Here is a 19,837-nt window from a genome sequence, read left to right as displayed (position 1 = left end):
CGCTTGCGCAATTTCGGAATATTGGAAATGTATCCCTGATTTGCCCGACGTGTCAAGTTGCCTTGTCGAAGCCGGCAACCGCCAGCCCCTTTGCATGGGCCAGCTCCTTTGCATGGGGTTGTTTTCGACTTTTTTGGTTGCGCGCGCCTGTGGCGGTCAGGCAATCGCGTTTCGTCATGGCCGGGCTTGTGTCCGATCGACCCGAAATCCGTTCATGTCTAGTAGGTCGCGCGGCCGCCGGAGATGTCGAACACCGCGCCGGTCGAGAAGGCGCAGTCCTCAGAGGCGAGCCACGCCACCATCGAGGCGAGTTCCTCCACCAGCACAAAGCGGCCCTTCGGGATCTTCGACAGCATGAAGTCGATATGCGCTTGCGTCATCTGGTCGAAGATCGCCGTCTTGGCCGCGGCCGGCGTCACTGCATTGACCAGGATGTCGTGCTGCGCGAGCTCCTTGCCGAGCGATTTCGTCAGTGCGATCAGGCCGGCCTTCGACGACGAATAGTGTGCGGCGTTTGGATTGCCTTCCTTGCCGGCGATCGAGGCGATGTTGACGATGCGACCGTATTTCTGGCCGATCATACTGGGCACGATCGCCTTGCAGCAGATGAAGGGACCCTCGAGATTGATGCGCATCACCCTGCGCCAGTCGTCGAGATCGGTTTCCCATACTGGCTTGTTGGCTCCGGTGATGCCGGCATTGTTGACGAGGATGTCGATTTTGCCGAACGCCTTCAGCGTCGCGTCGCGCGCGGCATCCACGGCGGCGGGATCGGCGACGTCGACCTTGATCGCGATCACGCCGTCGCCGATCGCTTTCGCGGTCTTGTCGGCCAGCGGCTGGTCGAAATCCCAGATCGCTACCTTGGCACCGGATGCGACGAAGCGCTCGGTGATTGCGCGGCCAAAGCCCTGCGCGCCCCCGGTGACGACGGCGCAGCGACCGTTGAGATCGATCTTGTTCATGTGGAAGCCTTTGATCGCGTCGGGGTCAGAGCATGAAGCCACCGTCGACGACCATGTCGACACCGGTGGTGAACGCGGCCTCGTCGCTCGCAAGATAGACCGCCATGGCCGCGATTTCCTCGGCGGTGCCGAGCCGGCCCATCTTCTGGCGCGCGACGAACTTCTCGCGACCGTCGGGACCCGCGGCAGCCGCACGATCGAGCATCGATGGCGTCTCCACGGTGCCGGGGCAAATGCTGTTGCAGCGGATGCCCTGGGTGATGAAATCGAGCGCGACCGCGCGCGTCAGCAGCGAGACCGCCGCCTTCGACGCGCTGTAGACATAGCGGTTGGCGGGCGGCCGCAGCGCGGCGCAGGATGAGATATTGACGATGCTACCGCCTCCGCCCGCCAGCATCGCCGGAAGAAACGCCTTGATGGTCCGATGCATGGACTTGACGTTGAGGTCGAAGGAGAAGTCCCAGTCTTCTTCCGAACAGTCCAGGATCGTCCCATTGTGCACGAAGCCCGCTGCATTGAGCAGGATGTCGACCTTTCCAACGCGCTTGGCGAAGGCATTGACATCGGCGGTGTTGCGAACGTCGAGCCGGACGGCTTCGGCGATGCCCTCTTTGCCCAGGGTGGACACGCCGGTTTCGTTGATATCGGTCGCGATCACGGTGGCGCCTTCACGCGCGAATGCGATGGCGCATGCGCGCCCGATGCCCGCCGCGGCGGCGGTGACCACGGCGCGCTTACCCTTCAGTCGATCAGACATTTATCTCTCCCGGAATTCGTCTTGGCGTTGGTGTCGTCATTGCGAGCGAAGCGAAGCAATCCATTATCCGCTGCGGGGCATGGATTGCTTCGTCGCTGCGCTGCTCGCAATGACGGATTGTGGTGTCAGTGGTTGTCGCGCGCAACACCGACCTTGCCGGCGATGTCGTGATAGCGGGTCGCGAGCTCAAGGCAGGCGCCGGTCGCGTGCTGGCCGACGGTCTGCCGGTACAGCTCCTGCCACGGCGTCTGGTTCGCCGGATGGGGGAAGCCGCCCTTGGCCTTCAGCTCGGCGCGGCGCGTCCGCAGCTCATCCTCCGAGATCAGGATGTTGGCGCTGCCCTTGTTGAGGTCGATGCGGACCTTGTCGCCGGTCTTCAGGATCGCGAGCCCGCCGTCGGCAGCCGCTTCCGGCGAGGCGTTGAGGATCGACGGCGAGCCCGAGGTACCGGACTGCCGGCCGTCGCCGATGCAGGGCAGGGACAGGATGCCGCGTTTGATCAGCGCCGCCGGCGGCTGCATGTTCACGACCTCGGCGCCGCCGGGATAACCGATCGGGCCGGTGCCGCGGATGAACAGAATGCAGTGCTCGTCGATGTCGAGCGCGGGGTCTTCGATCCGCTCGTGATAGTCCTCCGGGCCCTCGAACACGATGGCGCGGCCCTCGAAGGCGTTGAGGTCCTTTGGGTTGGACAGGTAACGCTCGCGGAACTCGGTGGAGATCACGCTGGTCTTCATGATCGCGGAATCAAACAGGTTGCCGCGCAGCACGATGAAGCCGGCGTCCTTCACCAGCGGCTTATCGTAACTCCAGATCACGTCGCCGTCCGGAGCCGGCGCATCCTTGCAGTTCTCGCCCATGGTGCGGCCGTTGACGGTGAGGGCGCCTTCATGGATGCGCTTGTGCTTGATTAATTCGCGCACCACCGAGGGTACGCCGCCGGCGCGGTGATACTCCTCGCCGAGATAGAAGCCCGCCGGCTGCATGTTCACGAGCAGCGGCACGTCGTGGCCGTATTTCTGCCAGTCGTCGATCGAGAGCTCGACGCCGACATGGCGCGCCAGCGCATTGATGTGGATCGGCGCGTTGGTCGAGCCGCCGATCGCGGAGTTCACCACGATGCAGTTCTCGAACGCCTCGCGGGTCAGGAAGTCCGATGGCTTGAGGTCTTCCCAGACCATCTCGACGATGCGTTTTCCGGTCTCGTAGGCGATCTGGCCGCGCTCACGGTAGGGCGCCGGAATCGCCGCGCAGCCCGGCAGCGAGAAGCCCAGCGCTTCCGCCAGCGAATTCATCGTCGAGGCGGTGCCCATGGTGTTGCAATGGCCGACCGAGGGGGCGGAGGAGGCCACGATCTCGATGAACTGCTCATAGTTGATCTCGCCCGCCGCGAGCCGCTCGCGCGCCTTCCACACCACGGTGCCGGAGCCGGTGCGCTGGCCTTCATGCCATCCGTTCAGCATCGGCCCGCCCGACAGCACGATCGCAGGCAGGTTGACGGTCGCCGCGGCCATCATGCAGGCCGGCGTGGTCTTGTCGCAGCCGGTGGTCAGCACCACGCCGTCGAGCGGATAACCGAACAGGACCTCGACCAGGCCGAGATAGGCGAGGTTGCGGTCAAGCGCCGCGGTCGGGCGCTTGCCGGTTTCCTGGATCGGATGGGTCGGAAACTCCATTGCGATGCCGCCGGCGGCACGGATGCCCTCGCGCACCCGATGCGCAAGCTCGAGGTGATGCCGGTTGCAGGGCGACAGGTCGTTGCCGGTCTGGGCGATGCCGATGATCGGCTTGCCCGACTGCAGTTCCTCCCGCGTCAATCCGTAATTGAGATAGCGCTCGAGATAGAGCGCGGTCATGCCCGGATTGTGCGGATTGTTGAACCATTCCTGCGAGCGGAGTTTGCGGCCTTTGCCCTTGCCGGCCTGATCTGCGGCGCTGTGCCCGTTGGTGTGGGGTTTTGTCATTGGTTTCTCCCGCAATGCAAACTCGTATCGGCCCGTTCTCAGGGCTCTGATCTCGACGTGGTTTCTACCTTGCGCAAATTGCCGCGCATTACAAACCCGGCGATCACGAGCAGATGTGATCGCCAGCGGAATTGGACCTTAGTTGAAGAGTTTTGGTTGCGCTATCATTTTGTCATCTTTGCCGATCTGCGACGAATCATCGTCGGATGGATGTCAGCCGCGGCGTGCTGAGCTTTGCCGCTCCATGATACTGAAGCCGAGATCGACCACCGGCTGGGCGGGCCGGCGCCCGTCCAGCGCCTCGAGCACCATGGCGGCAGCGTTTCTGCCCATTTCGTAGCGGTTGGTGCGTACGCTGCTCAGCGTCGGCACGCTCGAAGCCATGAATTCGAGATCGTTGAAGCCGATGATCGCCATCTGGTCCGGCACCACCATGTGCCGGCGCTTGCATTCGAACAGTGCGCCGAGCGCGAGGTCGTCATTGACGCAGAACACCGCATCGATCTCCGGAGCCTTGGCGAGCAGGTCGGCGAACAGCGTGCCGCCCAATGTCACCGAGGTCGGCACCGCCGTGGTGACAATCAGCGTCGGATCGAACAGCGCAGCCTCGTTCATGGCCGAGCGATAGCCGTCGAGCCGCCGCTGCACCCGCGGATCCATCCGCGCACCGAGAAAGCCGATCCGCCGGTAGCCTTGGTCGAGCAGGTGGGAGATGGCGGCTTTCGCCGCGTCAAAATGCGAGAATCCGATCATCATGTCGAGCGGCGCAGGGCCAGTCTCCATGATCTGGACGATCGGGCAATCGACCGATTCCATGATGGTGCGGGACTCCGCGGTCTGATTGATGCCCGTCACGATCAGGCCGGCTGGCTTCTGTGCCAGGAAGAGACGCAGCAGCCGCTCTTCCTGCAGGATGCTGTAGCGGGTATTGGCGAGCTGGATGCTGTAACGGCTTCCGTCGAGCGCGTCATAGATGCCGCGCAACACGTCGGCGAACACGTTGTTGGTCAGCGACGGGATCAGGACACCGATCACCTCGGAGCGCTGCGAGGCCAGCGCGCGCGCGGCCAGATTTGGCACATAGCCGAGTTCTTTTGCCGCACTCTCGACCCGGGCCCGCTTGCCAACCGAGAGAGCCTCGGGATTTCTGAAGAAGCGCGAAGCGGTGATCGGGCTGACGCCGGCAAGCTTGGCGACTTCGGTAAGCCGGATTTTGCCTGGCGTGATGCGCTTTCGGGCCATTTATCGCTCATATCACAGGCTTTGCCGCGGACAAACCGATATTGACAGCGCTACCAAGCCGTTGCTAATCGAACGATTGCCAAAACCAGACAAACTGCGGACAATAACGTCAGTCCAATCGGGCCTCGTGACAGCGAAGCCGGTCGAAAAAGCAGAGCGGTCGCGGCATCCGTCGGACGCCGCCGGGAACTTGAGGGAGGGAAGTGGATGTCGTCGGTCCAAATTCGCGACGTGCGGAAGTCTTTTGGTAGTTTTGAAGTCCTGCACGGCGTGACGATCCCGATCGAGGACGGCGAATTCGTCGTTCTGGTTGGTCCCTCCGGCTGTGGCAAGTCGACCCTGCTGCGCATGCTGGCGGGGCTCGAGAACATCACCTCCGGCACGATCTCGATCGGCGACCGCGTCGTCAACAATGTCCAGCCCAAAGAGCGCGACATTGCGATGGTGTTCCAGAACTATGCGCTCTATCCGCACATGACCGTCGCCGACAATATGGGCTTCTCGCTCAAGCTGCGCGGCGCCAAGCCCGATGAGATCGCAACCGGCGTCAAGCGCGCCGCGGAAATCCTGGCGCTGACGCCGCTGCTCGATCGCTATCCGCGGCAACTGTCCGGCGGTCAGCGTCAACGTGTCGCCATGGGCCGCGCCATCGTGCGCGATCCGCAGGTATTCCTGTTCGACGAGCCGCTGTCCAACCTCGACGCCAAGCTGCGCGTCGCGATGCGCACCGAGATCAAGGAGCTGCATCAGCGTCTGCGCACCACGACCGTCTACGTCACGCACGACCAGATCGAGGCCATGACCATGGCCGACAAGATCGTGGTGATGCATGACGGCATCGTCGAGCAGATGGGCTCGCCGCTCGAGCTCTACGACACGCCGGCGAACCAGTTCGTTGCCGGCTTCATCGGCTCGCCCGCGATGAATTTCCTCAAGGGCAACGTCAAGGTGAACGGCGCGGCCTATTTCGAGGGGCCGAACGGTGTCCAACTGCCGCTGAAGACGGCGCCTGCCAATTCGGATGGCAAGCCCGCAGTCTACGGCGTGCGGCCTGAGCACTTCACCATCGCCGATGACGGCGCGGAGGCCGAGATCGTCGTGGTCGAGCCGACCGGGTCGGAGACCCAGGTGTTCGCCAAGCTCGGCGGTGAGCAGGTGGTCGCGGTGTTCCGCGAGCGGCATCTGTTCAACCCGGGCGACAAGGTTCGGCTCAAGCCGGATCCGGCGCTCGTTCACCTGTTCGACGATGGAACGGGGCAGCGGCTCAATGGCTGACTGACGGACTGATTGCAACGGCTGACCAACAAGCCGGGCTCAAGAATAATAAAAATCATTCATAGGGAGGGAAGGACGATGCACGATTTTACTCGCCGCTCGCTACTTCAGGGCGGCACTGCGCTGGCCGCAACCGGCATGTTGACCGGGCCGGCGCTGCTCGATTTCGCCAAGGCCTGGGCGCAGACCGCGCCCTGGAAGGCGGAGTCCGGCGCCAAGCTCACTTTGATGCGCTGGAAGCGCTTCGTGCCTGCCGAAGACGACGCGTTCAATGCCATCGTGGCTGCGTTCAAGACGGCAACCGGCGTCGAGATGAACGTGTTCAGCGAGTCGTTCGAGGACGTCCAGCCCAAGGCCTCGGTTGCCGCCAACACCGGTTCGGGTCTCGATATGGCCTGGGGTCTGCACACGCTGCCGCAGCTCTTCCCGACCAAGGTCATCAAGATGAACGACGTTGCCGACTATCTCGGCAAGAAGTACGGCGGGTGGACCGATGCGGCGGCCAAGACCTGCAAGCAGGGCAACGATTGGCTCGGCATCCCCGTCGCGACCATCGGCGGTTACATGACGTATCGCAAGTCGGCGACCGACAAGGCGGGCTTCAAGGATTTCCCGAAGGATTTTCCGGGCTTCCTTGAGATGTGCAAGGCGATGAAGGCGAACAATACGCCCGCTGGATTTGCGCTCGGCCATGCGACCGGAGACGCGAACGCCTGGCTGTACTGGGTTCTCTGGGGTCACAACGCCTGGACCGTGGACAAGGATGACAAGGTCGTCATCAACTCGCCGGAGACTGCAAAGGCGCTGGAATATGCGAAGGCGCTCTCCGAGACATTCATTCCCGGCGTGGCCTCGTGGAACGATTCGTCGAACAACAAGGCGTTCCTCGCCGGCGAGCTTTACTGCACCTCGAACGGCATTTCCATTTACGTCGCAGCGAAGGACGACCCGAGCAAGAAGGACCTGGCCGAGGACACCTACCACGCGCTTTGGCCGGTCGGACCGATCGGCAAGCCGACCGAACTGCAACTCGCAGTGCCGATCCTTGCCTTCAACTTCTGCAAATACCCCAACGCTGCAAAGGCCTTCATCGCCTTCATGCTGGAGAAAGAGAACTTCGAGAAATGGCTGTCCGGCGCGCGGGGCTATCTCACGCATACGCTGAACGCCTACGACTCCGCTCCGGTATGGACCGCGGATCCGAAGAACGCGGTGTTCGCCGAGGCGAGCAAGCGGGCGTTGCCGGCGTCCGGCATTGGCTCGCCCGGTGAAAAGGCCGCGACCGCGATCGCGGACTTCATCGTGGTCGACATGTTCGCCAACTACTGCACCGGCGCCAAGGATGCCAAGACGGCCATCGCCGAGGCCGAACGGCAGTTGAAGCGAATCTATCGCTGACGAGACTGGCGCGGGCGGCGCGATCCGCAGCCCGCGCCATCATTGGAATGCCATCGTTGGACTATTGCGTGGTCATGCTCAATCAGTTGAGCAACCGGGACATCGCCCATGGCTGACATCGCCCTTGCACCAAGACGCGCGAAGACCGAAATGCGCGAAGCGACCGCCTGGGACCAGCTCCGCCACAACAGGAACTGGCTCGGCTTCTGGTTCATGCTGCCGGCGATGGCGTTCCTGATCTTTTTCCTGGCCTATCCATTGGGGCTCGGCATCTGGCTGTCGTTCACGGATGCCCGCATAGGTCGGATCGGCCAGTTCATCGGCGCCGAGAACTATGAGTGGCTGTGGGGCGACGCCATCTTCTGGCTCTCGGTGTTCAACACGCTGCTCTACACCTTCGTCGCGAGCACCCTGAAATTCGCCATCGGTCTGTATCTGGCACTGCTGCTCAACGAGCGGATGCCGTTCAAGGCGCTGCTGCGCGCCGCCGTGCTGATCCCGTTCATCGTGCCGACGGTGCTGTCGGCGCTGGCCTTCTGGTGGATCTTCGACTCCCAGTTCTCGATCATCTCCTGGTCGCTGAAGCATCTCGGGCTGATCAGCCAGAACATCAACTTCCTCGGCGATCCCACATGGGCGCGCATCTGCGTGATCTTCGCCAACATCTGGCGTGGCGTGCCGTTTGTCGCGATCACGCTTCTGGCAGGTCTGCAAACGGTCTCGCCGTCGCTTTACGAAGCGGCGACCCTGGATGGTGCGAGCTCCTGGCAGATGTTCCGCCACATCACGTACCCGCTGCTCACGCCAATCATCGCCGTCGTCATGACGTTCTCGGTGCTGTTCACCTTCACCGACTTCCAACTCATCTGGGCAATGACCCGCGGCGGCCCTGTCAACGCGACGCATCTGATGGCGACCTTGTCCTATCAACGCGCGATCATCGGAGGGCAACTGGGCGAGGGCGCCGCGATCTCGAGCGCGATGATCCCGTTCCTGCTCGGCGCGATCATGATCTCCTGGTTCGGACTGCAGCGCAGGAAGTGGCAACAGGGAGAGAACAATGATTGATCCCTGCCGTATTGCGTATTCGTTTGCGGCAGCGGGGCAGGCCCCGCGCGCGCCCGGGAGAGAACAATGACTGATCTCCCCGCATCGAAACTCGATCTCAAGACCATCCTGTCGACAGCCTCCCGCGTCGACAACAGCGAGGGCATGAGCTACCTCCAATCGGTGCCGCGGCGCATCGTGACGCTCTACGTCCCGCTGTCGATCATCGTCGTCATCCTGCTGTTTCCGTTCTACTGGATGGCGCTGACGGCGGTGAAGCCGGACGACCAGTTGCTCGACCTCGACAAGTACAATCCTTTCTGGACCTGGAATCCGACCTTCAAGCACATCCACAAGCTCCTGTTCGAGAGCTACTATCCGCACTGGTTGTGGAACACGATGTATGTGGCGGTCGGCGCCACGGTGCTCTCGATCATCGCGAGCGTGCTTGCGGCCTATGCGATCGTACGGCTGCGCTACAAGGGCGCGAACGTTGTCGGCGGCCTGATCTTCCTGGCCTATCTGGTGCCGCCGTCGATTCTGTTCATCCCGCTGGCGACCGTCGTCTTCCAATATGGTCTGTTCGATTCGCCGCTGGCGCTGATCCTGACCTATCCGACGATCCTGATCCCGTTCTCGACCTGGCTCTTGATGGGCTACTTCAAGACCATCCCGTTCGAGCTCGAGGAATGCGCGCTGATCGACGGTGCCAGCCGCTGGCAGATCCTGATCAAGATCGTACTGCCGCTCGCCGTTCCCGGCCTGATCTCGGCCTTCATCTTCTGCTTCACGCTGTGCTGGAACGAGTTCATCTACGCGCTGACGTTCCTGCAATCGACCCCGAACAAGACGGTGCCGGTTGCCATCGTCAACGAATTCGTCGACGGCGACGTCTATCGCTGGGGTTCCCTGATGGCAGGGGCGCTATGCGGCTCGTTGCCGCTGGTTATCCTTTACGCGTTCTTCGTTGAGCATTATGTCTCCGCCATGACGGGGGCCGTGAAAGAATGAGCACCTAAGGCCCCGCGTCTGAAGTCCAAGTCAACGGGACAGGTCAACAGGAGTTGGGTCTTGCATATTCTGATCCTCGGCGCCGCCGGCATGGTCGGCCGCAAATTGACGGAACGCCTGCTGCGCGAAGGCCGCCTCGGCAAGCAAGACATCACCAAAATGACACTGCAGGACGTGGTGGCGCCGGCCAAGCCGGCGAACGCGCAGATTCCGGTCAACGTCGTCGCCTCCGATTTTGCCGATGCCGGCGCCGCAGCGCCGCTGATTGCCGAGCGGCCCGAGGTGATCTTCCATCTCGCCGCGATCGTGTCGGGCGAGGCAGAGGCCGAATTCGACAAGGGCTACCGGATCAATCTCGATGGCACCCGCCATCTGATCGATGCGATCCGCGCCGTGGGAGGCGACTACAAGCCGCGGCTGGTGTTCACGTCCTCGATCGCGGTGTTCGGCGCGCCGTTCCCTGAGAAGATCGGCGACGAATTCTTCCACACGCCGCTGACGAGCTATGGCACGCAGAAGTCGATCTGCGAACTCCTGATCAATGATTACACCCGCAAGGGCCTGCTCGACGGCATCTCGATCCGCCTGCCGACGATTTGCGTGCGGCCGGGTAGGCCGAACAAGGCGGCGTCCGGCTTCTTCTCCAACATCATCCGCGAGCCGCTCGCGGGAGAGGAGGCGATCCTGCCGGTCTCCGAGGACGTGCGGCATTGGCACGCCTCGCCGAAATCGGCGGTCGGCTTCCTGATCCATGCCGGCACCATGGACCTCAGCGCGATCGGCCCGCGGCGCAATCTCAGCATGCCCGGGCTATCAGCCACCGTCGGCGAGCAGATCGCGGCGCTGGAGCGTGTCGCCGGCAAGAATGTCACCGCGCGCATCAGGCGGGTGCCCGATCCGACCATCATCAGCATCGTCTCGGGATGGCCACGCGATTTCGCCACGGAGCGCGCGCTCAAGCTCGGCTTCACCACGGCCGAGAAGACCTTCGACGACATCATTCGCATCCACATCGAGGACGAGCTTGGCGGCAAATTTGCCGCCTAAGGCGTTGTTCACACGAGCGGCTTCCGAGATGACCCGGGTTGCCTGCATCGGCGAATGCATGATCGAGCTGCGTCAGGCCACGGCTGGTCCGAGCAGCGGCCTGTACGCGCGCGGCTACGGCGGTGACACGCTCAACACCGCCGTCTATCTGTCCCGGCTCGGCGTCGACGTCGACTACATCACGGCGCTCGGCGACGACGCGCTGAGCGAGGAGATGATCGCGGGCTGGACTGCGGAGGGTATCGGCACCAAGCGTGTCGCACGGCTGCCTGGCAAATTGCCGGGACTGTATCTGATCCAGACCGACGACAAGGGCGAGCGGCGCTTCTTCCATTGGCGCGACAGTGCGGCCGCGCGCAGCCTGATGGACCTGCCCGAGACAGAAGACATCCTGAATTCGCTCGCGAGCTATGACGTGGTCTATCTCTCGGCGATCACGCTCTCGATCCTGCAAGAGGCCGGCCGGGAACGGCTGATGACGGGGCTGAAGCGAGCACGGCTGCTGGGCACGCGGTTTGCGTTCGACACCAATTTCCGGGCCCGCGGCTGGCCTGATCTCAACGTCGCGCGCAAGGCGTTCAGTGCTGCCTTCGAGGGCGCGGATATCGTGCTCGCATCGACCGAAGATCTGGCGCCACTTTATCCGGGCGAGAGCGCCGCAGCGCTGCTTGCCGGCATATCGAGCCCGGAGGTGGTGCTCAAGCTCGCGGAGCCGGCCTGCATCCTGCGTTTCGCCGGTGGATCGGGCGAGGTGAGGGCGGAGCCACTGATCAAGCCTGCAGTCGACACCACCGCGGCTGGTGACAGCTTTGCCGCCGCCTATCTCGCGGCGCGTCTCAGCGGTGCCGGACCGGAGGATGCGGCCCGCGCGGGCCATCGTCTTGCCGGCGTCGTGGTGTGCTATCCCGGCGCGATCATTCCACGCTACGCCATGCCGCCCAAGCGGGCGCCACGGCCCTCAACATCCCGCAAGGCCTCCTCATGACGACATCAAAGCAGCACCAGACCGCGGAGCTGATCCGGCAAGCCACTGTGATCCCGGTGCTGACCATCGAGCGGCTGCAGGATGCGGTGCCGCTTGCGAAGGCGCTGGTCGCCGGCGGGGTACGGACGCTCGAGGTGACGCTGCGCACGGCGGTCGCGGTCGAGGCGGCCAAGGCGATCATCGCCGACGTGCCTGAGGCGATTGTCGGCATCGGCACGATCCTCAATGGCGACGACCTGGCACGCGCGGAGGCGCTCGGCGCCAGGTTCGGCATCAGCCCGGGCGCGACGCCCGAATTGCTCAAGGCCGCCTCCGCCAGCCGGTTGCCCTTCGCGCCGGGGATCGCCACGGCATCCGAGCTGATGCAAGCTCTTGCGCATGGCTTTGACGTGGTCAAATTCTTCCCGGCCGAGCAGGCTGGCGGTATCAAGGCACTGCGGGCGCTGGCCGGCCCGTTCCCGAATGTCAGGGTGTGCCCGACCGGCGGGATCGGCGAGGCCAATGCGGCGACGTGGCTCGCCGAGCCGAACGTGCTGGCCGTCGGCGGCTCCTGGCTGTGCCCGGCCTCGGACATCCGCGCCCGCAACTGGTCCGGCATAACCGCCATGTGTGCGCAGACGATGAAATCGCTGAAAGCGGCCTGAAGATAGGTTACATGAATTTCGAACAGGAACAGGGAGATCGGCCATGACAGCCAGCATCGTGGGTTGGGCCCACACGCCATTCGGAAAGTTCGACGCGGAGACCGTCGAAGGACTCGTCGTGAAGGTCGCCAACGACGCGCTCGCTGACGCCGGCATTTCCGCCTCCGACGTCGACGAGATCATGCTCGGCCATTTCAACGCCGGCTTCTCCCCGCAGGACTTCACGGCCTCGCTGGTGCTGCAGGCTGATCCCGCGCTGCGCTTCAAGCCGACTACTCGGGTCGAGAACGCCTGCGCCACGGGATCCGCCGCCGTGCACCAGGGCATTCGCGCCATCGAAGCTGGCGCGGCGAAGATCGTGCTGGTGGTCGGCGTCGAGCAGATGACGCGAACGCCGGGCCCGGAGATCGGCAAGAACCTCTTGAAGGCATCCTACCTGCCTGAGGACGGCGACACCGTCGGCGGCTTCGCCGGCGTGTTCGGCAAGATCGCGCAGGCCTATTTCCAGAAGTACGGCGACCAGTCGGACGCGTTGGCAATGATCGCCGCCAAGAACCACAAGAACGGCGTCGCCAATCCCTATGCGCAGATGCGCAAGGATTTCGGCTTCGAGTTCTGCCGCTCCGAGAGCGAGAAGAACCCCTATGTCGCCGGTCCCTTGAAGCGGACCGACTGCTCGCTGGTGTCGGATGGCGCCGCGGCGCTGGTGCTGACCGACGCCGAGACCGCGAAGAAGATGGGCAAGGCGGTGAACATCCGCGCCACCGCGCACGCCCAGGATTTTCTGCCGATGTCCAAGCGCGACATCCTGCAGTTCGAAGGCTGCACCGTGGCCTGGCAGCGCGCGCTGCAGAAGGGCGGCCTGCAGCTCTCCGATCTCTCCTTTGTCGAGACCCACGACTGCTTCACGGTCGCGGAGTTGATCGAATATGAGGCGATGGGCCTGGCGCCGAAGGGGCAGGGCGCGCGCGCCATCAAGGAAGGCTGGACCCAGAAGGACGGCAAGCTGCCCGTCAACCCGTCCGGCGGGCTCAAGGCCAAGGGCCACCCGATCGGCGCGACCGGCGTCTCGATGCACGTCATGACCGCGATGCAGCTCACCGGGCAGGCGCCAGAGGGCATGCAGCTCAAGAACGCCCAGCTCGGCGGCATCTTCAACATGGGCGGTGCCGCGGTCGCCAATTACGTCTCGATCCTCGAGCCGGCGAAGTAATCGCGGGCCTTCGGCGATGAACATTGCCGAATGGCTGGCAGCGACGGCGCGGGCACGTCCCGACGCGCCGGCGCTGCTGACCGGCTTCGACCTCGACGCCGACTACGGGACCTTTGCGCGTCGCGCCGCCTCGATCGGGGCAGCGCTGGCGCGTGATCACGGCATCACCGCCGGCGACCGCGTCGCGCTGTTTGCCAGCAATTGCACGCAATATCTCGAATGCCTTTACGGCATCTGGTGGATCGGCGCGGCCGCGATCCCGATCAATGCCAAGCTGCACGGCCGCGAGGCGGCGTGGATCTGTGGCAATGGCGGCGCCAAGCTCGCCTTCGTGTCCGACGACACGATCGCCGCACTGACCGAGGCCAAGGACGATTGTCCCGCGGGCATGACCATGCTCTCCGTCGACAGCGACACCTACCGCGCCATGCGCAGCGGCGAGGGCGCGCCCACCCCGCTGCCGCGCGAGACCGACGATCTCGCCTGGCTGTTCTACACCTCGGGCACCACCGGCCGGCCCAAGGGCGTGATGCTGAGCCACGGCAACCTCGTTGCGATGTCGCTGTGCTATCTCGCCGATGTCGATGCGGCAACGCCGAACGATGCCTCGCTCTATGCCGCGCCGATCTCGCACGGCGCCGGCCTCTACAATTTCCCGCATGTGCGGATGGGCGGCCGGCACGTTGTTCCGCAATCCGGCGGCTTCGATCCGGACGAAGTGCTCAACCTCGGCCGTCAGCTCGACAATGTCGTCATGTTCGCGGCGCCCACCATGGTGCGCCGCCTGGTCGATGCCGCGAAGCGGCGCGGCGAGAACGGCGAGGGGCTGCGCACCATCATTTATGGCGGCGGGCCGATGTATCTCGCCGACATCAGGGACGCGATGGCGACCATGGGCCAGCGCTTCGTGCAGATCTACGGTCAGGGTGAATCGCCGATGACCATCACCGCGCTGTCGCGCGACTGGCACCGGCGCAGCGATCATCCGCGCTATCTCGAACGGCTGGCCTCGGTCGGCACCGCGCAGAGCCTCGTCACCGTGCGCATCACGGACAAGGAGGGCAAGCCTTTGCCCGCCGGCGAGACCGGCGAGATCGAGGTCAAGGGCTCAACCGTAATGCTCGGCTACTGGAACAATCCGAAGGCCAATGCGGAAACCCTGAAGGACGGCTGGCTGCGGACCGGCGACGTCGGCCGCCTCGACGCCGACGGCTTCCTCACGCTGTCGGATCGTTCCAAGGACGTGATCATCTCCGGCGGCACCAACATCTATCCGCGCGAGGTCGAGGAAGCCTTGCTGACCCATCCCGATGTCCGCGAGGTCTCGGCTATCGGTGTGCCGGATCCGGAATGGGGTGAGATCGTCGTCGCCTGCGTCGTACTACAGCACGGCGCCGCGGCTGACGACCGCAAGCTCGACGCGCATTGCCTCGCCTCGATCGCGCGGTTCAAGCGCCCGAAGCGCTACGTCTATCTCGATGCGCTGCCGAAGAACAACTACGGCAAGGTGCTGAAGACCGCGCTGCGGGATATGATGGCAAAGTAGGCCGGTCTGCCTGCCGCGGACATTTGCGATGGCTATAGGCGGCTGCGCCCGGTCGCGCTAACCTCATGAGCGCCTGTCATCCGGAGTACCTGCCATGGGAATTGAAACCTCTCTGTCGCTTTCGGAACTGAACGACCGCATCGCGATCCTCCGGGACAATATCAGGCAACTGATCGAGCAGGCCGCCGGTGCGGCAGGCGCCGAAGTCGAGGAGCGCATTTCCGAGCGGATCGAGCAGCAGAATGCGGAGCTGGAGAAGCTCGTGAAGGCACGCGATGCGATGATCGACAAATAGTCCGGCATCTCCGCCTGTCTGCTCCGGCCGGCGCGGCTGGCGCCGGCACGCATACGCCCATACGCCCGGCGCAGCTTGATCTTGGCAAAAACCTCCCGTTACTAGGTTTCAATCCAGAACAGCCGGGAGTGAACGGAACGATGGGACCACTGCAGGGCATCAAGGTCGTCGACATGACGACCGTGTTGATGGGCCCCTATGCCACCCAGATGCTCGGCGATTACGGTGCCGACGTTATCAAGGTGGAATCGCCCGACGGCGACGTGACGCGGCAGATCGGTCCGACGCGACATCCCGGCATGGGGCCGGTGTTCCTCAATACCAACCGAAGCAAGCGCTCGATCTGCCTCGATCTGAAGAAGCCGGCCGGGCGCGAGGCGGTGCTGCGGCTGATCGCGAAGGCCGACGTGCTCGTCTACAATGTGCGCCCGCAGGCGATGGCCCGGCTGCAACTCGGCTACGACGTGGTGGCGAAGGTCAATCCGCGGCTGGTCTATGCCGGCGTGTTCGGCTTCGGCCAGGAAGGACCGTATGCCGCCAAGCCGGCCTATGACGATCTGATTCAGGGCGCCACCGCGTTGCCGGCGCTGATGGCGCAGACGTCCGACGGCGTACCGCGCTACGTGCCGAATGCGCTGGTCGATCGCATCGTCGGTCTCACCGCGGTCGGCGCGATCTGTGCGAGCCTTGTGCATCGCGACCGGACCGGGCTGGGCCAGCGCGTCGACATTCCGATGTTCGAGACCATGGCCGGTTTCGTCATGGGTGATCACATGGGCGGGCTGACCTACGATCCACCGCTCGACAAGGGTGGCTATGCGCGCCACCTTTCGCCGGACCGGCGGCCGTACAAGACGTCCGACGGCTACATCTGCGTGATCGTCTATAACGACAAGCAGTGGGAGAATTTCTTCAAGGCGACCGGGCGCGACGACCTGCGCAGCAATCCGAAGTTCGCGACCTTCGCCGGCCGTGCCACCAATATCGATACGGTCTATGCTGAGCTCGCGCGTATCCTGCTGACCAAGACCACCGCCGAGTGGAACGAGATTCTCGAGCAGGCCGACGTGCCGGTCATGCCGATGCATGACCTCGAGAGCCTGTTGCAGGATCCGCATATGGTCGCGACCGGCATGTTCCCGGTTGCGGAGCATCCGACCGAAGGGCGCATCCGCAGCATGAAGGTGTCGGCGCGCTGGTCGGAGACCAAGGCAGAGCCGCAACGCCTGGCACCACGGCTCGGCCAGCACGGCGAGGAGATCCTGCGGGAGATGGGCTACTCCACTGACGAGATCGCCGCGATGGTGCGCGACGGCGTCACCAAGCTTGCGAACAACATTTAAGGACAGCACCCATGGATTTCGCACTCTCGGCCAACCAGGAATCGATCCGCGATGCCATCGGGAAGATCTGCTCGCGCTTCGACGATGCCTACTGGTTGAAGAAGGACAAGGAGGGCGGCTATCCGGCCGACTTCCATCGCGCGCTGGCCGATGCCGGCTGGCTCGGCATCTGCATCCCCGAGGAATATGGCGGCTCCGGTCTCGGCATCACCGACGCCGCGATCATGATGCGCACGATCTCGGAGTCGGGCGCCGGCATGTCCGGCGCCTCCGCCGTGCACATGAACGTGTTCGGACTCAATCCCGTGGTGGTGTTCGGCACCAAGGAGCAGTGCCAGCGCATGCTGCCGCCGATCATCGACGGCCGCGACAAATCCTGCTTCGCCGTCACTGAGCCGAACACCGGCCTCAATACCACCCAGCTCAAGACCCGCGCGGTGCGCCAGGGCGACAAGTACATCGTCAATGGCCAGAAGGTATGGATCTCGACCGCGCAGGTCGCCAACAAGATCCTGCTGCTCGCCCGCACCACGCCACTCGAGGAGGTGCGTAGCCCGACCCACGGTCTCAGCCTGTTCTACACCGACTTCGATCGCAAGCGCGTCACCGTGCACGAGATCGAGAAGATGGGCCGCAAGCCCGTCGACTCCAACGAATTGTTCTTCGAGAATTTCGAGATCCCAGTCGAGGACCGCATCGGCGAGGAGGGCCGCGGTTTCGAATACATCCTGCACGGCATGAACCCCGAGCGCATCCTGATCGCGGCCGAAGCCGTCGGCCTCGGCCAGATTGCGCTGAAGCGGGCGTCGGAATACGCCAAGGGCCGTATCGTGTTCAATCGTCCGATCGGCATGAACCAGGCGATCCAGCATCCGCTGGCGAAGTGCTGGATGGAGCTCGAGGCCGCCTGGCTGATGGTGCTGCGCGCCGGCTGGCAGTATGACCAGAACCTGCCCTGCGGTCCCGCCGCGAACTCCGCCAAATATCTCGCGGCCGAGGCCGGCTTCCACGCCTGCGAGCAGGCAGTGATGACTCACGGCGGCTTCGGCTACGCCAAGGAATATCACGTCGAGCGCTATCTGCGGGAATCCTTGATCCCGCGCATCGCGCCGATCAGCCCGCAACTGATCCTCAGCTTCATCGGGGAGAAGGTGCTTGGCCTGCCGAAGTCGTATTGATGAGAATGGGCTCGGGGAGGCGCGCCGCTGTCTTCTCCTTCCCCCTGAAAGAGGGAGGGCAGGGTGGGGGTCAGCCGCGGGTGAGAGCAGATGGGGCGGAGACAGATCCCCACCCGGCTTGCTGCGCAAGCCGACCTCCGCTGTGCAAGGGGAGGTGAAGAGATGAGCTTCATCACCGGCGTCGGCCTCACGTCCTACGGCAAGCACGAGGGCTCGTCCTCGCTCGACCTGATGAGCAAGGCAGCCGAGCTCGCGATCGCTGATGCAGGGCTGAAGCGCTCCGACATCGACGGCATCCTGTGCGGCTATTCGACGGTCTCACCGCACATTATGCTGGCGACCGTGTTCGCCGAGCATTTCGGCATTCGCCCGTCCTATGCTCACGCGGTGCAGGTCGGCGGCGCAACCGGCCTTGCGATGACCATGCTGGCGCATCATCTGGTCGATGCCGGTGTCGCCAAGCACGTGCTGGTGGTCGGCGGCGAGAACCGGCTGACCGGGCAGAGCCGCGACGCCTCGATCCAGGCGTTGGCCCAGGTCGGCCATCCCGATTACGAGGTGACGCTGGGGCCGACGATCCCGGCCTATTACGGCCTGGTGGCGACGCGCTACATGCATGAGTACGGCGTGACGCAGGAGGACCTCGCCGAGTTCGCGGTGCTGATGCGCAAGCATGCGCTGATGCATCCCGGTGCGCAGTTTCACGAGCCGATCACGGTTGCCGACGTGATGGCCTCGAAGCCGGTGGCGATGCCGCTCAAGCTGCTGGATTGCTGCCCGGTGTCCGACGGCGGCGCGGCGTTCGTGATCAGCCGCGAAGCGACCAGCGACAGGCAGGTGCGGGTCCGCGGTTGCGCGCAGGCCCACACCCATCAACACGTCACGGCCGCGCCCGCATTGAGCGAACTCGGCGCGGAGATTTCGATCGCGAAGGCGAAGCAGGCAGCAGGCCTCGGGATTGCGGATGTCCGCTATGCCGCGGTCTATGACAGCTTCACCATCACGCTTGCGATGCTGCTGGAGGATTTGGGACTCGCGAAGCGCGGCGAAGCGGCGGCCCGGGTTCGAGCCGGATATTTCGATCAGAACGGCGAGATGCCGCTCAACACTCATGGCGGTCTGCTCAGCTACGGCCATTGCGGCGTCGGCGGTGCGATGGCCCATCTGGTCGAGACCCATCTGCAGATGACCGGCCGCGCCGGCAATCGTCAGGTTCGCGATGCCTCGATCGCGCTGCTGCATGGCGATGGCGGCGTGCTGTCCTCGCATGTCAGCATGTTCCTGGAGCGCGTACGATGAGCGGGCAGATCATTGATTGGACCAAGGGCGCGGAAGCCATCGTCTATCAAACCTGCAACGCGTGCGGTGCCCGGCAATATTTCCGCCGCAGCTTCTGCGGGGCCTGTGGCTCGCCTGATGTGACCGAGCGTCGCGCCAGCGGGGTAGGGACGGTGTATGCGACCTCGCTGGTCTGCCGCGCCGCCACGCCGGAGACGCGGGCGCATGTGCCCTACAACATCGTGCTGGTCGATACCGATGAGGGATTCCGCATGATGGCTCACGGTGACAATGCCCTTGCCATTGGCGACAAGGTCACCGCCCGCTTCACGCAATTCGCGGGACGGCTGGTTCCGTATTTCGAGAAGGCAAGGTGAGGGGCGAGGGCGAACCAATCAGGACGCGATACCCAGCCTGACCATTCGCCTTCGCCCCTCCAAGTCACGGGTACTATCGCCAGTAGAAAATGACGCTGGCGATGACGAGCATCGCCGTCACCGCCAGCACTTGCGCAAGCGCCTCCGAGGCCGCCCTCTTGGTGGCTTCCTTCATGCGTTCTCCCTAGACCCGGGCATGACTCATCGTTGCGCTGCAAGCGCTCGACGGTCAGATTTTGTACTCGGAACACCCCGCGACGAGTATTCGCTTT

General features: G+C 63.9%; 19 protein-coding genes. 14 read left to right on the top strand and 5 right to left on the bottom strand.

Annotated features, from left to right (window positions below; all coding sequences use genetic code 11):
- Positions 1-52: 52 nt before the first annotated feature.
- The 5 genes from P6U30_RS21725 to P6U30_RS21705 all read right to left on the bottom strand — a co-directional run bounded on the left by P6U30_RS21725 (position 53) and on the right by P6U30_RS21705 (position 4,928).
- Positions 53-178, bottom strand: a complete 126-nt coding sequence (locus tag P6U30_RS21725; protein ID WP_407164962.1) for a hypothetical protein — start codon at positions 176-178, stop codon at positions 53-55.
- Between the two features lie 40 nt (positions 179-218).
- Positions 219-965: an SDR family NAD(P)-dependent oxidoreductase gene (locus tag P6U30_RS21720; RefSeq protein ID WP_407164961.1), complete on the bottom strand. Its 747-nt coding sequence runs from the start codon at positions 963-965 to the stop codon at positions 219-221.
- A gap of 25 nt (positions 966-990) precedes the next feature.
- On the bottom strand, positions 991-1,722 hold the full coding sequence (locus tag P6U30_RS21715) for an SDR family oxidoreductase (RefSeq protein ID WP_407164960.1): 732 nt from the start codon (positions 1,720-1,722) through the stop codon (positions 991-993).
- A gap of 125 nt (positions 1,723-1,847) precedes the next feature.
- Entirely contained in the window at positions 1,848-3,686 is a 1,839-nt protein-coding gene (locus P6U30_RS21710) for an IlvD/Edd family dehydratase (RefSeq protein ID WP_407164959.1), read from the bottom strand.
- A 213-nt stretch (positions 3,687-3,899) separates the two neighbouring features.
- On the bottom strand, positions 3,900-4,928 hold the full coding sequence (locus P6U30_RS21705) for a LacI family DNA-binding transcriptional regulator (protein ID WP_407164958.1): 1,029 nt from the start codon (positions 4,926-4,928) through the stop codon (positions 3,900-3,902).
- Between the two features lie 207 nt (positions 4,929-5,135).
- Between P6U30_RS21705 and P6U30_RS21700 the strand changes: the two genes are divergently transcribed.
- The 14 genes from P6U30_RS21700 to P6U30_RS21635 all read left to right on the top strand — a co-directional run bounded on the left by P6U30_RS21700 (position 5,136) and on the right by P6U30_RS21635 (position 19,565).
- On the top strand, positions 5,136-6,203 hold the full coding sequence (locus tag P6U30_RS21700) for an ABC transporter ATP-binding protein (protein ID WP_407164957.1): 1,068 nt from the start codon (positions 5,136-5,138) through the stop codon (positions 6,201-6,203).
- A gap of 78 nt (positions 6,204-6,281) precedes the next feature.
- Positions 6,282-7,601 carry an ABC transporter substrate-binding protein gene (locus P6U30_RS21695; protein ID WP_407164956.1) on the top strand — a complete coding sequence of 440 codons (1,320 nt, stop codon included), beginning with the start codon at positions 6,282-6,284 and terminating at the stop codon, positions 7,599-7,601.
- A 108-nt stretch (positions 7,602-7,709) separates the two neighbouring features.
- A complete protein-coding gene (locus P6U30_RS21690; RefSeq protein ID WP_407164955.1) occupies positions 7,710-8,669 on the top strand; it encodes a carbohydrate ABC transporter permease in 960 nt (319 codons plus the stop codon).
- Positions 8,670-8,735: 66 nt separating this feature from the next.
- Entirely contained in the window at positions 8,736-9,659 is a 924-nt protein-coding gene (locus P6U30_RS21685; RefSeq protein WP_407164954.1) for a carbohydrate ABC transporter permease, read from the top strand.
- Positions 9,660-9,719: 60 nt separating this feature from the next.
- Entirely contained in the window at positions 9,720-10,706 is a 987-nt protein-coding gene (gene denD / locus P6U30_RS21680) for a D-erythronate dehydrogenase (RefSeq protein WP_407164953.1), read from the top strand.
- 28 nt (positions 10,707-10,734) lie between these two features.
- Positions 10,735-11,691 carry a sugar kinase gene (locus tag P6U30_RS21675; protein ID WP_407164952.1) on the top strand — a complete coding sequence of 319 codons (957 nt, stop codon included), beginning with the start codon at positions 10,735-10,737 and terminating at the stop codon, positions 11,689-11,691.
- On the top strand, positions 11,688-12,335 hold the full coding sequence (eda, locus tag P6U30_RS21670; protein ID WP_407164951.1) for a bifunctional 4-hydroxy-2-oxoglutarate aldolase/2-dehydro-3-deoxy-phosphogluconate aldolase: 648 nt from the start codon (positions 11,688-11,690) through the stop codon (positions 12,333-12,335). The genes P6U30_RS21675 and eda overlap by 4 nt, the downstream gene beginning before the upstream one ends.
- Before the next feature lie 43 nt (positions 12,336-12,378).
- Positions 12,379-13,548 (top strand): acetyl-CoA acetyltransferase, encoded by a 1,170-nt coding sequence (locus P6U30_RS21665; protein ID WP_407164950.1) that lies wholly within the window; start codon positions 12,379-12,381, stop codon positions 13,546-13,548.
- A 16-nt stretch (positions 13,549-13,564) separates the two neighbouring features.
- On the top strand, positions 13,565-15,094 hold the full coding sequence (locus P6U30_RS21660; RefSeq protein WP_407164949.1) for a class I adenylate-forming enzyme family protein: 1,530 nt from the start codon (positions 13,565-13,567) through the stop codon (positions 15,092-15,094).
- 94 nt (positions 15,095-15,188) lie between these two features.
- On the top strand, positions 15,189-15,389 hold the full coding sequence (locus P6U30_RS21655) for a hypothetical protein (protein ID WP_407146838.1): 201 nt from the start codon (positions 15,189-15,191) through the stop codon (positions 15,387-15,389).
- A gap of 140 nt (positions 15,390-15,529) precedes the next feature.
- A complete protein-coding gene (locus tag P6U30_RS21650; protein WP_407164948.1) occupies positions 15,530-16,732 on the top strand; it encodes a CaiB/BaiF CoA transferase family protein in 1,203 nt (400 codons plus the stop codon).
- A gap of 11 nt (positions 16,733-16,743) precedes the next feature.
- Positions 16,744-17,910 (top strand): acyl-CoA dehydrogenase family protein, encoded by a 1,167-nt coding sequence (locus tag P6U30_RS21645; protein WP_407164947.1) that lies wholly within the window; start codon positions 16,744-16,746, stop codon positions 17,908-17,910.
- Between the two features lie 162 nt (positions 17,911-18,072).
- Positions 18,073-19,209, top strand: a complete 1,137-nt coding sequence (locus tag P6U30_RS21640; protein ID WP_407164946.1) for a thiolase family protein — start codon at positions 18,073-18,075, stop codon at positions 19,207-19,209.
- Complete coding sequence (locus P6U30_RS21635; protein ID WP_407164945.1) at positions 19,206-19,565, top strand: Zn-ribbon domain-containing OB-fold protein; 360 nt, start codon at positions 19,206-19,208, stop codon at positions 19,563-19,565. Before P6U30_RS21640 ends, P6U30_RS21635 begins: the two co-directional genes overlap by 4 nt.
- Positions 19,566-19,837 lie beyond the last annotated feature (272 nt).

This window comes from Bradyrhizobium sp. ORS 111 (genome assembly GCF_045571485.1).
Classification (GTDB): domain Bacteria; phylum Pseudomonadota; class Alphaproteobacteria; order Rhizobiales; family Xanthobacteraceae; genus Bradyrhizobium.
This window is presented reverse-complemented; position numbering and strand designations above follow the sequence as displayed.

Excerpts from the sequence above, each read along its gene's own strand:
- P6U30_RS21725 (WP_407164962.1), bottom strand. The coding sequence starts at position 178 with ATGACGAAACGCGATTGCCTGACCGCCACAGGCGCGCGCAACCAAAAA.
- P6U30_RS21720 (WP_407164961.1), bottom strand. The coding sequence starts at position 965 with ATGAACAAGATCGATCTCAACGGTCGCTGCGCCGTCGTCACCGGGGGC.
- P6U30_RS21715 (WP_407164960.1), bottom strand. The coding sequence starts at position 1,722 with ATGTCTGATCGACTGAAGGGTAAGCGCGCCGTGGTCACCGCCGCCGCG.
- P6U30_RS21710 (WP_407164959.1), bottom strand. The coding sequence starts at position 3,686 with ATGACAAAACCCCACACCAACGGGCACAGCGCCGCAGATCAGGCCGGC.
- P6U30_RS21705 (WP_407164958.1), bottom strand. The coding sequence starts at position 4,928 with ATGGCCCGAAAGCGCATCACGCCAGGCAAAATCCGGCTTACCGAAGTC.
- P6U30_RS21700 (WP_407164957.1), top strand. The coding sequence starts at position 5,136 with ATGTCGTCGGTCCAAATTCGCGACGTGCGGAAGTCTTTTGGTAGTTTT.
- P6U30_RS21695 (WP_407164956.1), top strand. The coding sequence starts at position 6,282 with ATGCACGATTTTACTCGCCGCTCGCTACTTCAGGGCGGCACTGCGCTG.
- P6U30_RS21690 (WP_407164955.1), top strand. The coding sequence starts at position 7,710 with ATGGCTGACATCGCCCTTGCACCAAGACGCGCGAAGACCGAAATGCGC.
- P6U30_RS21685 (WP_407164954.1), top strand. The coding sequence starts at position 8,736 with ATGACTGATCTCCCCGCATCGAAACTCGATCTCAAGACCATCCTGTCG.
- P6U30_RS21675 (WP_407164952.1), top strand. The coding sequence starts at position 10,735 with ATGACCCGGGTTGCCTGCATCGGCGAATGCATGATCGAGCTGCGTCAG.
- eda (WP_407164951.1), top strand. The coding sequence starts at position 11,688 with ATGACGACATCAAAGCAGCACCAGACCGCGGAGCTGATCCGGCAAGCC.
- P6U30_RS21665 (WP_407164950.1), top strand. The coding sequence starts at position 12,379 with ATGACAGCCAGCATCGTGGGTTGGGCCCACACGCCATTCGGAAAGTTC.
- P6U30_RS21660 (WP_407164949.1), top strand. The coding sequence starts at position 13,565 with ATGAACATTGCCGAATGGCTGGCAGCGACGGCGCGGGCACGTCCCGAC.
- P6U30_RS21655 (WP_407146838.1), top strand. The coding sequence starts at position 15,189 with ATGGGAATTGAAACCTCTCTGTCGCTTTCGGAACTGAACGACCGCATC.
- P6U30_RS21650 (WP_407164948.1), top strand. The coding sequence starts at position 15,530 with ATGGGACCACTGCAGGGCATCAAGGTCGTCGACATGACGACCGTGTTG.
- P6U30_RS21645 (WP_407164947.1), top strand. The coding sequence starts at position 16,744 with ATGGATTTCGCACTCTCGGCCAACCAGGAATCGATCCGCGATGCCATC.
- P6U30_RS21640 (WP_407164946.1), top strand. The coding sequence starts at position 18,073 with ATGAGCTTCATCACCGGCGTCGGCCTCACGTCCTACGGCAAGCACGAG.
- P6U30_RS21635 (WP_407164945.1), top strand. The coding sequence starts at position 19,206 with ATGAGCGGGCAGATCATTGATTGGACCAAGGGCGCGGAAGCCATCGTC.